The organism is Arthrobacter sp. UYEF20 (assembly GCF_040546335.1).
In the GTDB taxonomy this organism is placed as follows: Bacteria; Actinomycetota; Actinomycetes; order Actinomycetales; family Micrococcaceae; genus Arthrobacter.
This window is the reverse complement of record NZ_JBEPNP010000017.1, coordinates 1-13,549: the sequence shown is the minus strand read 5'-3', so window position 1 is coordinate 13,549 and position 13,549 is coordinate 1. Positions and strand designations below refer to the sequence as shown.

At 64.9% G+C, this 13,549-nt stretch carries 14 protein-coding genes and 1 riboswitch; of the genes, 2 read left to right on the top strand and 12 right to left on the bottom strand.

The features are described from left to right. Positions 1–78 precede the first annotated feature (78 nt). The 3 genes from ABIB26_RS17310 to ABIB26_RS17300 form a co-directional block, all read right to left on the bottom strand. Positions 79–462, bottom strand: coding sequence for a DMT family transporter (locus ABIB26_RS17310; protein ID WP_354245800.1), 384 nt, complete (start codon positions 460–462; stop codon positions 79–81). A 2-nt stretch (positions 463–464) separates the two neighbouring features. Next, complete coding sequence (locus ABIB26_RS17305; RefSeq protein ID WP_354245797.1) at positions 465–788, bottom strand: DMT family transporter; 324 nt, start codon at positions 786–788, stop codon at positions 465–467. Positions 789–797: 9 nt separating this feature from the next. Continuing rightward, positions 798–863: riboswitch (guanidine-III (ykkC-III) riboswitch) on the bottom strand. 135 nt (positions 864–998) lie between these two features. Then, positions 999–1,664, bottom strand: a complete 666-nt coding sequence (locus tag ABIB26_RS17300; RefSeq protein ID WP_354245795.1) for a HutD/Ves family protein — start codon at positions 1,662–1,664, stop codon at positions 999–1,001. Positions 1,665–1,790: 126 nt separating this feature from the next. On the opposite strand from ABIB26_RS17300, the gene ABIB26_RS17295 reads away from it, so the two are divergent. After that, entirely contained in the window at positions 1,791–2,390 is a 600-nt protein-coding gene (locus ABIB26_RS17295; protein ID WP_354245792.1) for a phosphoribosylanthranilate isomerase, read from the top strand. A gap of 119 nt (positions 2,391–2,509) precedes the next feature. On the opposite strand, the gene ABIB26_RS17290 is transcribed toward ABIB26_RS17295, so the two are convergent. The 8 genes from ABIB26_RS17290 to ABIB26_RS17255 all read right to left on the bottom strand — a co-directional run bounded on the left by ABIB26_RS17290 (position 2,510) and on the right by ABIB26_RS17255 (position 10,811). Next, complete coding sequence (locus ABIB26_RS17290; protein ID WP_354245789.1) at positions 2,510–2,980, bottom strand: hypothetical protein; 471 nt, start codon at positions 2,978–2,980, stop codon at positions 2,510–2,512. 348 nt (positions 2,981–3,328) lie between these two features. Beyond that, positions 3,329–3,499 (bottom strand): hypothetical protein, encoded by a 171-nt coding sequence (locus ABIB26_RS17285; protein ID WP_354245787.1) that lies wholly within the window; start codon positions 3,497–3,499, stop codon positions 3,329–3,331. After that, positions 3,496–3,873, bottom strand: coding sequence for a hypothetical protein (locus ABIB26_RS17280; RefSeq protein ID WP_354245786.1), 378 nt, complete (start codon positions 3,871–3,873; stop codon positions 3,496–3,498). Before ABIB26_RS17280 ends, ABIB26_RS17285 begins: the two co-directional genes overlap by 4 nt. Then, the gene (locus ABIB26_RS17275; protein WP_354245783.1) at positions 3,863–5,746 is read right to left on the bottom strand and encodes a hypothetical protein; all 1,884 of its coding nucleotides are present in this window, start codon (positions 5,744–5,746) and stop codon (positions 3,863–3,865) included. The genes ABIB26_RS17280 and ABIB26_RS17275 overlap by 11 nt, the downstream gene beginning before the upstream one ends. Beyond that, complete coding sequence (locus tag ABIB26_RS17270) at positions 5,743–7,851, bottom strand: glycosyltransferase (RefSeq protein ID WP_354245781.1); 2,109 nt, start codon at positions 7,849–7,851, stop codon at positions 5,743–5,745. Before ABIB26_RS17270 ends, ABIB26_RS17275 begins: the two co-directional genes overlap by 4 nt. Before the next feature lie 10 nt (positions 7,852–7,861). Next, the gene (locus ABIB26_RS17265) at positions 7,862–8,962 is read right to left on the bottom strand and encodes a hypothetical protein (protein ID WP_354245779.1); all 1,101 of its coding nucleotides are present in this window, start codon (positions 8,960–8,962) and stop codon (positions 7,862–7,864) included. A gap of 78 nt (positions 8,963–9,040) precedes the next feature. Further along, the gene (locus ABIB26_RS17260) at positions 9,041–10,030 is read right to left on the bottom strand and encodes a glycosyltransferase family 2 protein (RefSeq protein ID WP_354245776.1); all 990 of its coding nucleotides are present in this window, start codon (positions 10,028–10,030) and stop codon (positions 9,041–9,043) included. 1 nt (position 10,031) lies between these two features. Next, positions 10,032–10,811: a glycosyltransferase family 2 protein gene (locus tag ABIB26_RS17255; protein WP_354245773.1), complete on the bottom strand. Its 780-nt coding sequence runs from the start codon at positions 10,809–10,811 to the stop codon at positions 10,032–10,034. Positions 10,812–11,423: 612 nt separating this feature from the next. On the opposite strand from ABIB26_RS17255, the gene ABIB26_RS17250 reads away from it, so the two are divergent. Further along, positions 11,424–12,116: a glycoside hydrolase family 16 protein gene (locus ABIB26_RS17250; protein WP_354245771.1), complete on the top strand. Its 693-nt coding sequence runs from the start codon at positions 11,424–11,426 to the stop codon at positions 12,114–12,116. An 85-nt stretch (positions 12,117–12,201) separates the two neighbouring features. Here the strand turns inward: ABIB26_RS17250 and ABIB26_RS17245 are convergent, their stop codons facing one another. After that, entirely contained in the window at positions 12,202–13,110 is a 909-nt protein-coding gene (locus ABIB26_RS17245; protein WP_354245768.1) for a metallophosphoesterase, read from the bottom strand. Positions 13,111–13,549: the final 439 nt, after the last annotated feature.

Below are 13,549 nucleotides of genomic sequence, written 5' to 3'. Positions count from 1 at the left end.
AACGCTCCCGCCCGGTTGCTTCCCGCGGGCGGGCCGCAGCCACGGCGTGTCGCCCCGGACAACCCGTCCGGGTACGGACTAACTGGGCGGGAGCGTCGGGTAAGCCGTGGATTCCCCGGCCGGCAGCAGTTTCAGTCCCGCCGCGCAGCCCACAATCCCTGCCAGGAAGAGCAGTTTCAGCGGGCTGGCGGGCTCGACGCCGCTCGCCATCGCCCAGGCGACCGTCAGGGCCGCGCCGATCCCCACCCAGACGGCATAAGCCGTCCCGAGCGGAATGCGCTTCACAGCAAGGCCCAGCCCCACCATGCTCAGCGTGGCCGCCACGGCGAAGACCGCGGTGGGCAGCGGCCGGCTGAACCCGTCGGAAAGGCCCAAGGCCGTGGCCCAGACCGCTTCCAGTACGGCAGAGGCGAGCAGGAAGAGCCAGCTGGTTGCTGATCCCGGCACCGGTTTGGTTGCCATGATCACGCCACCAGCTTCAGGCCGGCCACACACGCGGCGATCCCGCCGAGCAGCAGGATCCGCGCCGCCGTCGCGCGTTCAACTTTGGTGATCATCGCGTAGCCGGAGGTCAGGACGACGCCGACCCCCACCCACACCGCATAAGCTGTGCCGGTCGGAATGGTCTGCATCGCGATGGCCAGGCCGCCGGTGCTGGCGAGGACGGAGACGAGGAAGATCACGGCCGGAAGCAGCCGCCGGCGGCCCGTGGCCTGCGAGGTGCGGTGCAGGGCGGCGGCCCAGACGGCTTCGAGCGCCCCGGAGAATATGAGGATGATCCATGGCATGACGGCTCCCGTGGCCAGTCTTGTCGCGTGCCGGGTACTGAACCGTCGTCCGGAGGCCCGGAGAAGGGGCCCTGGGATCCAGAATAGCAACCCCTACGCCGGGTGGCAGAAGACCGGGTGCGTGAAGGCCGGGACACACTCGTCCGTGCAGGGCGCCGCCCGCGTGAAGACGGCGGAAAGCTAGCCCGCTGGAGCTACCCAGCCACCCGGCTACCCAGCAACCCGGTCGATCGAGACGACGGCGAGGAAGCCGCGGCCCAGGATTTCCGGCGTCGCCGCGTCAGAGCCGACGACGGCGTCGTAGCGGTTCAGCGGCTGGGACTCGACGGCGGCAGCCGGCGCCGTGACGGCGGCTGACCCTGTGCCAGGCGCCACGCCCGGTTCGGAGCCCGCAGTGCCGGGGCTTACCGTGGCCTGGCCCTGTAGCAGGATGCCGAACTGGCCCTCGAACACGGGATGCGCCCGCTTCTTGGAAAGCTCGATGATGGAGGTGTAGCCCTTGAAGCTGCCGTTGCGGGTGATGACGTTCAGGTCCCGGATGTCGCCGGTGGGCAGTGCGCCGGCGGAGTCTGCGTCCCCCGAAAACCGGAAAGGGCGGTATTTCTCCAGCGGATGCTCGGCACCGTCGACGCTCAGGAGCAGGAGTTCGCCTTCGATCACGGTGAGTACCCGGTCCATGCCGGGGAAGGCGGAAAAGGCACCGGCTTTGGAGACCTCAGCGATGCTGACCCGCCAGTCCCATGCGCTGTCCTGCCCACCGGCATCAACAGTGGCGGCCTCTGCGGCAGGCTTCGGGCGCCGGGCCAGTTCGCGGGTCACCCCGCCGCCGTTGCGCCAGGGTTGGGCTTTCAGCTCGGCGTAGCGGATGATCTCCATCGCCCCAGCCTATCCGCCGACCCGGTGGGGCAGCAGCCCGCACGGCAGGCGACGGAAACACGTAACACCCCGCCGGCTGCCGCATCTTGCTAACGTCAGAGTCAGCAGCATTGCAGAAGGAGCCAAATGTTCGTCAAAGTGTGTGGACTCAGTACCCCTGAGTCGGTGCGGACTGCGGTCGCGGCCGGGGCTGACGCCGTCGGTTTCGTCCTGACGCGCAGCCCCCGTGAAGTGACCCCGGCGCAAGCCCGGGAACTTCTGGCGCATGTTCCCGGCGGGGTTGCCGCGGTGGGCGTCTTCCGGCACGAGCGCGCGGCGGACACCGTCGCCCTGGCCCGCCAAGCGGGGCTGGACTGGGTCCAGTTGCATGGCGACCGCACCCCGGCGGACGTGCAGGCCGTGCACGACGCCGGCCTGAACGTCATCCGGGCGGTGACCATGGACGCAGGCGCGGAGGCGTTTGCCAGTTGGGGTGAGGAACTGCTGCTCATCGACGCCGCGGTGCCCGGTTCCGGCGAGGCATGGGATTATTCGTCCGTCCGGGCCAAGGGGCTGGAAGGCCGGAACTGGCTGCTGGCCGGGGGGCTGGATCCCGCCAATGTTGCCGACGCGGCGGAACAGGCCGGGGCTTGGGGCGTTGACGTGTCCTCCGGCGTCGAATCAACCCGCGGTGTCAAAGACCTGGCCAAGATCAGTGCGTTCGTGAAATCGGCCAAGTCAGCCTAGGGCTGTTCGAACGCGGACGAAGGGCGGTGGCGGGGAATCTCCCCGGCCACCGACCTTCGTAACTGTGCACGACAGCTGTGCAGGACCGGCATACCGCTCAGACCGGCAGGCTCCTGCGGTCAGGGCGAGCGCGTGATGACGACGTCGTCGATGTACTCATCGCCCTTCTGCCGGTTGTGCTCGGCCCCCAGCTGAACCTTGCTCAGGCTGGTGGCGGCCATACTGACTGCACTGCTGGAGTATTTCTGCACCCCGTCAAACCACACCTGGACCGTTGATTTTGAGCCGTTTGTCGTGACACGCATGGTGACGTGATGCCAGGCCGTCATGGAGATGCTTCCGGCGATCAGCTTCGTGTAGACGAACGACCCGCTGGGTGAGGTGACCCGCAGCCACAGCTGCCCGTTGCTGTTGTACCGGTAGATATCGGCGATCCGGGTGCTGCCTGAGAAGAACCGGAAGTACGGTACATCGTTGCCGGAGACCCCGGCGGCGGTGATATTGAACCAGCCGTCTGCGTAGGCGGTCTTGGTGCCCGAGGGGAAGGAAGGGGTGGAAAAATTCGCGAGGGAACCGGAATCGGTGGTCACATGCAGTTTGGCTGACTTGGACCCGGTGTGCGGCGACGTACTCGAAAGAGTCGCCGTGCCGGTTCCCGACACCTTCGGAACAAGGCCGCAAAAGCTGCCGGTTTCAAAGCCCGTCGCCAATACGACGCTTCCCGGATAGGAGACTTTCGGCGCGGGACTGCAGGTTGCCGCGGTAGCGGCCTGGGCCGAACCAAAAACAAGGGAACCGGCTACGAGCAGCCCTAACGTTCCCGCAGTGCTGAGTGCTTTAAGTGTTCTCATTGATTTACTCTCAGTATCAGTTGTTGATTACTGTCAGTAGTTCGACGGGTGCGAACTGGCCCAGCGGCATGGGCAGACTGGTACCGCTTACAGAAGGCGCATCAGCTGCGCGACTACCGAGACACCTGCTACGGAAAGAAGAGCCGCCGTCGCATAGGCCGCGGCCCGCGGGAGTGGTTTGTCGGGATTCAATACCCGCAATACATCGCAGGTCACCAGCGAGGTGATGGCAGCCAGCCCGGTCAGGAAAACCATCATTTTGCACCTGCCGGGGAGACGCGGGACCGGTTGGCCTCGAGGGCCAGCAAGCCAAGTGTGACGAGGGACAGGAGACACACGCCTGCCGGAGGTGACCAGAGACGTGCGTAGACCATCGCCGTCGATACGAGGGTGGACATCGCGAGACTGAAGGCAATGGCGATGGCGACGGCCAGAGGCAGCGCTCCACTGCTCTGCGCGGAGGGCGGCGGACCGAACCGGAGCAGCAGCACCAGAGCCGTTCCCGGGCCGGCGAGCATCAGCAGCCCGATGACGGCCAGGCGGAGGCCCTCGGGGCCGAAAAATGACAGCGGCACGGCGGCTATCGCGACGGCGGCCGTCGCAAAGCCTACGTAACGTCGTTCAATTGCCATTTCTTGCTCCTTCAATATGGAAGATCACGCCGTCGTCGTTCTCGGCAACCCTCGTCCAGCCGGGGCTGGTGCCGCACGTGGCGACGAAGTTCTGCAGGTCCCCTAGGGGCGTTGAGCCGCGCAGTTCGGCGGCGTGAAGCTGGCTCACCGTGACGATCAGGTAGGCCCCGGAACGGGCGGCTATTTGATTGGCGGCTTCACACGTCAGCGGGTTTGCCCCAGGCCTCGGTTCGGCTGGAGCCAGCGCCCGGTAGTCGTATCCGGAGTAGTGCTGGAACTTCCAGGGTGTATTGCGCACGGCTTCGATGAGCACGGACCCGGCGGGTGCGGTCTCGTAGAGTCGGTTAACAAGGGCGATTTCGTGGGTAGTGAAGCTCTCCATGATGTCGTTGCCGTATCTGGTCACGATGGTGGTCGTGGCGAGAACAGCCCCCAGCAGCAAGAGGGCGATGCCGCGTCGCAGACCCGGCCCATTGGGCTTGTCCGACATCAGCGGAAGCACCGCCAGGCACACCGTGAACGGCAGGCTGAAGAGGTAGAGCCGAAGCAGCAGCTCGCCTCCGTAGGGCTGGACCGGGACGAGGACCAGCACCGCCAGCGCACATACCGCGGCCGTGAGCCAGGGCGCCCTCCGTCGTCGGCCCACCACGGCACCCACTGCAGCCAGTAGCCACAGCAGCGCCACCTCGGCCAGGCGGGTGTAGACCACAAACATGTGGGAGCTGCTGCCGGAGACTCTTGTGCTCAGCGTGCCGAAGGTGTTTGCGCCGATGTCGCCAAACGAGCTAAACAGCTCGACATAGTGTCCCTGCAAATACGCTGATGCCGGAAAGACCAGCCATCCCACCGGCAGCATCACCGCTAGAACGGAAAGAAAGCGGAGCCGCAGGCGGCCGGTCAGCATTAAGGCGGCCAGAATCGGGATTGCCGCGAAGGGAGTCAGTTGGTGTGAAGCGGTCATGGCGAAGAGGAGCACCGAACAGACCACGACGAGAATGGCCGCATTTCCTCGGGATGGAACCGCGAGTCCCTGCCGGGGACTGACGGTGTCCAGCCTGCCGACGATCCGCGCCAAAGCGACGGTGAAGCGGTTCCGGTCCGTCCGCCATGCCCACCCGGTGAAGCTACTGAGGATGCAGGCGATGAGGGTGACCAGCAGCACGAAGGCGTAAGCCTGCGGCGCCAGGTAGTCCTGGCCAACCCAGCTGGTCAAATAGAAGAGCCACACTGCGGCCCAGGCCTGGCGGCGATGGGCAGTCAGCTTCGTCGCCAGTGCCAGCAGTGGAGCGAGGAGGATTATGTTGACTCCGACCGGTGCCCACGTGGCCACGCCCATCAGGTCCTTCACGCCGGTCGCGCCCGAGAGCATTCCCAACAGGTTGAAGAAGCCCGGCCAATTGAAGTAGGCGTCCAACGTCGGGTCCAGCTGCCCGGACTGGGCAATCGTGTCGGCAATCCCGAGATGCCGGTAACTTGCCTCGAGCCGCGGAAGGCCATGGATGATCGGGTCGGCGCCATGCAGGATCAGCACCGTGACCAAGATCTGCCAGGTCTGGAGGACCGCATTGAACCGGGGAAGGTTCAGGGCGGCGACGAATCCGACCAGGCTGAGGGCGAGGGCCACGAAATAAGTGGGGGGCAGTGCTCCAATGAGGCCGGAACCGCCGATCTGCCGGGGATCGACCGTGCTCAGGCTCCAGATTCCGAGAATCAGGGATACAGCGCCGAGGGCGCCGAGCGCGCCGATGCGCCAGGCGGGAGTCAATCCGGAGCCGGTGCCGGCGGGCGGTTTCGCACCAGCGCGCCGGACATCGTCATAGAGGGCGTCCCGGGTAGTCCGGGGGACAGTTGCTGCTGCAGTTTCGTGAGTCATAGTGTCTCCATTCCGGTCGGCTCTTGGCGCGCCGACGAAGGAATCTGGACGGCCGCGGAAGAGGCCTTGGTATGGGTCAGTGCTATCAGGCGCCAGCCGGCAACCAGAGCCACCACAGATTGTGCGACGGACCAGAGCAGGGAGACGCCGGTGAGGCCGTGTAATTGGGCGACGGCGGGAGCCGGCCCCAGCACCAGGGCCGCGGCCACGACGGCGACCGATGTGGATTCCAAAAGACGCCCTTGGGCCCGGCACAACCCGTAGTAGACCTGGGTGACGCAGCTCAGGAGGAGCGCCGGGACGAGAATGGGAATCAGCACCCAGACCGAGGCATAATCCCGCCCAAGAAAACGGAGCAGGAGGGGCCCGACAAAGATCAGCAGTCCGCCGGCCACCAGAGTGAGCAGGAGGCTGGCCCGGATGGCGGACACGACGAGGCCGGGCCTGGAACGCGTTCCGGCCAGCGCCGTCTGGAGAGAAAAGCCGGCGGACTGCGGCACGAAGAACACAGCCGAGGCCATCATCCAGACGATGTACCAGGCCGCTGTCGCCGCTGGGCCAAGCGTTGCTGCCACGATCAGGGGCAGCAGGTAGCCGGGTGCCCGGTCGGCAAGCATCAGGGCGTGGTTTGGCAGCCCGGGTTTCAAGAGTTTCAGGGCGTGCCGGGGCCGCAGCCCGTGCCGCCAGTCGGGGGAGACACTGGCGCGGCGGAGTTGGCGCAGTCCCACCACCACACTAGCCAGGGCACCAGCTGCAACTGCGCCGACCACTACCGACAGTTCGTGGATTCCGAGCACGAAGGCGAGTGCCACCACGGCGAGCTGGACGATGCTCTGCACGATGCTGCGGGTGAGTGCGCGGTCGGCGCGCTCCTGGGCGACGCCGATATGGTCCAGCTGATAAGCGACGGCGGCGAAGACAGCCGTGGCGAGGAATAGGGCTGTGACCAGCGGGTCGTTCCAGGCCTCGCCGACCCCGGAACCGAAGGAGTGTGTTATTGCTGCAAGTCCTCCGGCCACCGCAAGTGAGAAGGTCCCAACGGTAAGCAGGCTGGTGGCGATGAGGCGGCGGCCGCCGTCCGATTCCGCGGGCAGGAGGGTCAATGTGGCCGGTCCAACGCCGAACATACCCAATTGCACCGTCAGGAGTGCCGCCGATATCACCACCGACCCCAAACCAGTTTGGGCGGGGGGAAGTACGAGAGCCACCAGGGCCCAGAAGAGGAAACCCGTGAGCATGGGGGCCACCCTGGCAGCGGCCAGCCAAGCCGCGTTTCCGCCAACGGAGAGCGGCTGGCCTGCCGGGCGCAGGATCTCACCGATCATAGATCGGTAGTTATAGAGGAAGAAGCCCGGCCAATACGGCAAGTATCGGGGTGCGCGAACAAGGGACATTCCCACCCCCCGGACGGTCGCCAGCAGGGGAAGCGCAACCATCCAGCCTGCACGGCGTGGATGTTTGCGGATGGTACGCGCCATTCCGGCGCCGTCCTGCTCCCATTGGTCCCGCGCCCCGTCAAAGGTGTCGGCAAACCGGTGCCGGACCACTGTCGTGGGGGACACTCCAAGCCGATAACCGGCCTTTTCCAGACGGATCCGCAACTCAACATCCTCGCCGGAGCGGAAGGAGTCATCGAATCCGACCGAAAGCAATAGGTCCCGGCGTATGAGCGTGGCGCAGACGCCGAACCATGACCGCACCCGGCTGTGGTTGTGGTGCCAGGCCAGGGCCGATCCCCAGTAGCCGGGCCCGTCGGCCTCGCTGGCCAGCCCGAACTGCAGACCGTCGAAGCCGCCCGTTTCGAATTCGCCCAGCAGCCGCTCCAGGCTGCCCGGCGGGAGGACGACGTCGGCGTCTATCAAGGTGACGACGTCGCAGTGGGCGCTCTGGACACCCAGCATTCGTGCTGCAGGCAGGCCCCGGCCCTCATCCGAAATGACCTGCGCACCGAAGGAGCGCGCGATCGCGACCGTGTCGTCGGTTGAACAGCCATCGACCACGATGACCTCGCGCGGACCCTGACCGGTGATGGACTCCAGGCACTCGCCCAGCCACGCGGCGGCGTTTCGCGCCGGAACGATCACCGACACATCAAGTTCGACCACGTCCCCCACCTCACCCGTCGAGCTTTGAACGCACCACGTTCGCGACGAAATCTGAGGCCTGGTCCGCGGACCACGAGACAGGGAGACGAAGCAGCGAGCACGGCACGTCTTCCAGGGCCCGCCGCACCACGGCGGCCTTCTCGCCGAAATGTTCCGCCAGGGGGACCAGCCCGGACGCCCCCAAAGCCTCGACGAGCCGGCGGGAAACCATCGGGAGCTCGGAATGGAAGTTCCCGACAATGCGGGACGTCATCCAGTCGACGCTGCGGGCTTCGAGCCGTGCTTCCGCCCCGTCGAAACGCTCGAGGAAGATGGCAAGCTGGGCCGGTGCCGCTGATGAGATCCGCTCCGGGCCGAAGACCTGTTCCGGGTGCACCATCCGGTGTTCGGGAGACCAGCGTCTGGTGAAAGCGGCAGTCTTGGGGTAGCGCACAATCACGGGGTGGACAGCGGTGGCCAGATGGGCCACGGGGGTGGTGAGCCAGCCCGGAGCCAACGGCTTGCGTGTTCCGTGAAACAGTTCGGGGTAGATGGCCCGGTGGTGTGGCTTGATGAACATGGGCTTCGCGTACCCCATGAGCATGCCGCCAGCGCCCAGGAAGGCCCAGTCGTCCGCCATGAAACGGACATCCGGCATGGCAACAAGTTTTGCCACGGTGCTTGTTTTCCCGACTCCGCCCCATGCCGGCAGCAGAACGCCCGAACCGCGGAAATCGACAACCGCGGCATGGATCATCGCGGTCTCTTCCTGGACGCATAGCCGGTCCAGCAAAGGGATCACCGCGGTCAGCAACTCACCGCTGCCCTCGATCCGGTAGCCTTCCGGCGTTTCGATGATCTGGACGCGGTCGCCGGGGAGGTAGAGCGAGTCCTCAGTGAAGCGATAAGAGTCTTCCGCATGCGACTGACCGGAGACCGGCGAAATTTGCTCGCTGATGGATAGCCGCCGGGACGCGACGGATTTCCCCAGGAAGGGGGCAAGCATGTCCCGCAACTGCGACTCACCAGGCGTTCCGGGTGCCACCTCAATGCCCACCACGCCATGGATGTCGAAGCCGGCCCCGCTGGCGGCGCCGGAGTGCTGGATGACGTCTCTTTCAGACTGGCTCATGTCGGGATCTTCCTGACGTCAGGACTGCCGCAACGGCAATCTTCGGGACGGCGATGTATAGGGGTACGCGCATCTGAATCACTGGACTTCTCTCCACAGCTCGTCCTGTGACACCACGCTTGTTTCAGGAGGCGGCGGCAGGCGGCGTCCGCGAACGTACCCGGAGGCCGTGGATGCGAGCACTGCGATGATTGCGCCCGCCCGGCTCAGGCCTGCGGCGTCCTTGCCCCGGATCCAGTCACGGATTCCGGCAAAAACGGCGCGCGGCAAGACCTGCCGGACATAACGCCGTTCAGGGCCAAGGGCGCGCTTGTGGCCGACAATCCGGCTCACTTGTGCCTTGGAGGTGCCTTCGGACCAGGACCGCGCCAGCATGTACCGCCAGCTGCCACGCTCCGCGGGAACATGGTGATGCACGAGAGCCGCGGGTTCGTAGACGATCCGGGAGCCAGGGGCGCCCATGACCGCCCGTATGCAGAGCTCGGTCTCTTCACATCCGAGGGGAACGGCGTCCTGGCGGCCCAATGACGTGTTGAACCCCCCGACGCGGTCGAGGACATCGGCCCGGAAAGACATGTTCGCCCCGATGACGTTGCGGACCTCAGCAGCGACCTTGGGCATGCCCCGGTAGGTGCAGCCGACGATCCAGTCCAGTTCTTCAGCGAAGTACCCTGGGCGGCCGGCCTTCCACAGCGGCTCAACACGGCCACCCACCGCCAGAACGTCCGGATCGTCGTACATGGCAGCCATGCGTTCGAGCCAATCCGGGCCGGCTTCGGCGTCGTCGTCGAGGAAGGCCACTATTCTGGCGTTCGCGACCCCCGCTCCGGTGTTGCGCGCGCCGGAGAGGCCCTTGGGTCCGCTGTTTTCGACGATGACAACGTCCGACACCGTGAAGATGAGTCGCTTGTAAAGATCCATGTTGTAGTCAACAACCACGATCGTCTGTTGCGGGGGATGAGTCTGGGCCCGGACCGAGTCCAGAGCGCCCATTAACAGATCCCAACGCTCCTCCGCGTAGGAGCAGATAACTACAGAAATCGTCGGAAACCCTGCGATCTGGGACATCTCAGGCCCCTGGCCGCAATCCCAGAACGCTCTGGGGATCCGTAGGGATGTGCGGGAACATGACACTCGGATACTTGTATTTCACCCGTCGCAGGGCCTCGGGCCGGGCTCCTGCGGTGGGCGCTTCCCAACTGATACGTTCACGGGCGAGGGTTCGCAGCACGCGCCACCCGTCCCGGAAGGTATGGAGGTTTGACTTCCCGGATATCCGGCACAGCTCGTGGCTGGGGACCTCGGCGATCCGAAGGCCGGCCCTGGAAGCCCGCACGATCAGCTCCGTCTCGATTTCAAAGCCGTCGGACTGCAGCTCCAGGATCTCAACGCATTCCCGGCGGAGTGCTATGTATCCGTAGCAGAGATCCGAATAGTCGCTGTGTAGGACGGCGTTGGCCAGCCACGTCAGCATGCGGTTGCCCGAGCTCCGCAGGATGGTCAGGTCATCCGAGCCGCCGCCCGTGACGTAGCGCGAGCCCTTGACGAAATCGTATTCGTGCTGGAGGGGTGTCACCAGCCAGCCGATTTCCTGCGGATCCATGCTGCCGTCGCCGTCCAGCATGACGATGATGTCGCCTGACGCCGCGGCGAATCCGGCCCGCACCGCGTTGCCTTTGCCGGCTCGGGGCTCGGCAACAACGACGACGTCCAGGCGCAACGCCCGGGCGACGTCAACGGTACTGTCCAGGGAACGGCCGTCGACGATCACAACTTCGTCGACATACGTCGGCATCCGGCGAAGCACCCAGGGAAGATTCATGGCCTCATTGAGGGTGGGAATCACCACGCTCACTGATGGGCCAGACTGGGGCGGCGTCGTTTGGGGGCGCAACTTGGGTTTGAGATTTGGGATGGACATCAGCCTCACCACTCAATGACGTTGTCTGCTGCCCCAAACCACAGCTTCCCCCTGAGCATGGACCCGAGAGCCCAGCTATTTCGCTGGTGGATTGTAGGCAATTAAGTAAAATTCCCCCTGATAAATACTGGTCCCGGCACCTTTCGGAAACCTTGGGTTTAGTTGAAGCATCCACTTCTCGAACTCCGGACCCTCGTGGACCAGCGTGGGACACCGGATACCTGACAAAATCAGTTGATTGCCCGGCTCCGTACATGCAAGACTGACCGCATGCGGACACCCGTTCAAGGGGGCGCCGCCCGGAGCAGTACCCGGCGCCTCCGCAACTCCCGGTTAATGCTCGTTCCCGCTGTCGTCCTTGTTCTACTGGGTTGCGGGGCCGGCCCCGCTCCTCGGGTTGAGCGGCCTTTCAGCGCCGCGCCCGGTTCAGCCCTCAGATCGATCCCTACCGCTACCCCGACCCCTACCCCTACCCCGGCCCCGATCCGGACAACAGATCTGGCACAGAGCGGGGATCTGCCCGGGTGGAAACATGTATTCGTGGAGGATTTCTCCGCCGGCGACGTCCCGCTGGGCGCCTTCCCGGGCCCCCTCTACCAGGAGCGGTGGAGCGCGGGTTACAAGGACGGGACGCCGGACACGGCAGGACAAGTCAGTGGCGGCAAATCCGGCTACTACCCGTCGAAGGTGCTCAGCGTTCAAAACGGCGCCTTGGACTGGTTCCTGCGCTCGGAAAACGGGATCTCCATGGGGGCGGCGCCCACGCCCAAAATTCCAAACTCCAGCGCTAACCCGCCACGTGCCAACAGCCTCCTGTACGGGCGGTACTCCGTGCGCTACAGGGCTGATCCGATGCCCGGATTCAAGACGGCGTGGCTCCTGTGGCCGGACAGCGGCATCTGGCCGCGGGATGGTGAGATCGACTTTCCTGAAGGAGATCTCGCCAAGATTATTTACGGTGCGGTGCATTTTGCAAGGTCCGGTGCCGACGCCTTCGACAAGTTTGACTCGGACCAGTCCGTCAGCTCGTGGCATGTCGCCACCACGGAGTGGAGCCCGGGACGGGTTGAGTTTTTTCTCGACGGGCGATCCCTCGGTGCGACTACCACTGACGCACCCTCGACGCCGATGCACTTTATCCTGCAGACCGAGTCCTGCCTGCCCATCTGTCCTGCTCCCGAAACCCAGGGCCACGTCTCTCTGGACTGGATCAGCATGTGGGTACCGGCTTAGAGGCCCGCAAGAACGCCCGGACATCCGCCCGTGACGATTGAGTCGGCGGCGTCCTCAGGGCATCCGGCGTCGAACACGCACCGCACTATTTCCGCTGGATACTGAACGAGTCCGTGAGGCTGTAGCCCTCGGCGGGAACGAACCTGGCGGTCAAATCGCCGGTTGTCGCCGTGACGTCAAGTGTGCCCAAGGAGGGGTTCCGGTTCCTGCCCGACCACGTCGCAAAATAGCCGGCTTCCACATCCGTGCTGTTGACGTCGTAGAGCCCTACCCCGCCGACCCCGATGGTGGCGAACACGGTTCCTGCGCCCTGCACCATGCTGCTGTCGGAGTCGGCCACGCAGCCGTCGGAGAAGGCGGCCGCCACGAGGCCTGGACAGCTGGAACCAGCGCCCAGTTGATGTGTCCGCTGATAGACGTGGTCGTGGCCGGTCAGCACCAGGTCGACTTTCTTCTCGATCAGCATATTGGTTAATTCCTCGCCGGCCTGGCAGTCATATTTGCCCACGCTGAAGCAGGGGACATGCATGCCGACAACTGTCCAAGGGATACCTTGCGACTTTGCCGCGTCGAGGGCGTCGGTGGTCCAGCGCCACCGTTCGCTGTCCTTTGAATAATCGAGGGGCCCGTCCCGGAAGTCGATGCCGGGCGAGACCATGATGAAACGGACGACGGGATTTTCTTCCGGGACGTCCGCGTACCACTGTGTCCCGTATTCCCCCTGCAGCCCGGGCAGCTTGTTGGGCAGACACCGGACGAAGTTTTGGATGTCGCCTTCGCGCCCGTCGCTCTCATGGTTTCCGGTCACGAGCTGGTAAGGAAATTCGGTGCCCAGTTTGCCCGTGACCATATCGCAGAATTGCTCTTCGATTCCGGCCTCATAGGTGAAGTCCCCGAGGGCAAGATTCAGCTGAGGCTTGAGTCCCGCGACGACGTCGAGCACCTTCTTGGCTCCCGAGCCCACACCCATATCCCCCTGGGCGGTGAAGTGCACGGTGCCAGCCGGGGACTGCTGGGACCGGGACGGCTCCGGTGAAACCGAGCGAGACGGCTCCGGTGAGCCCGAGGGGGACGGCCGTGGGGGCTCCGGCGGTCCGGACTGGCACGCGGTCAAAAGCAGGCCCAAGGCCAGAAGACCAGCCGCAAGTCTGAACTCAGCGCGTTTGCGCAGCGATCCGGCCACGATGCCCCTCACATGATTGGGTGGATCAGGCTTCTGTGAAAGCTAGGTAAATTTACAGGCCAGACTAACGCTGTGCGGGATCGAAGACCAGACGCCTGGTCCTCCGAAGGGACAGGGGCTCCTGGCGTCACGCCGTCGGGTATCTCCCTCTCCCTCTCCCTGTTGCCTCATTGCAATACCTCCGGGAAAAGTGATTCGTTGCCTCATCTGAAAACCTCCGGTTGATGGCTTCGTTGCCTCATTGAAGAAC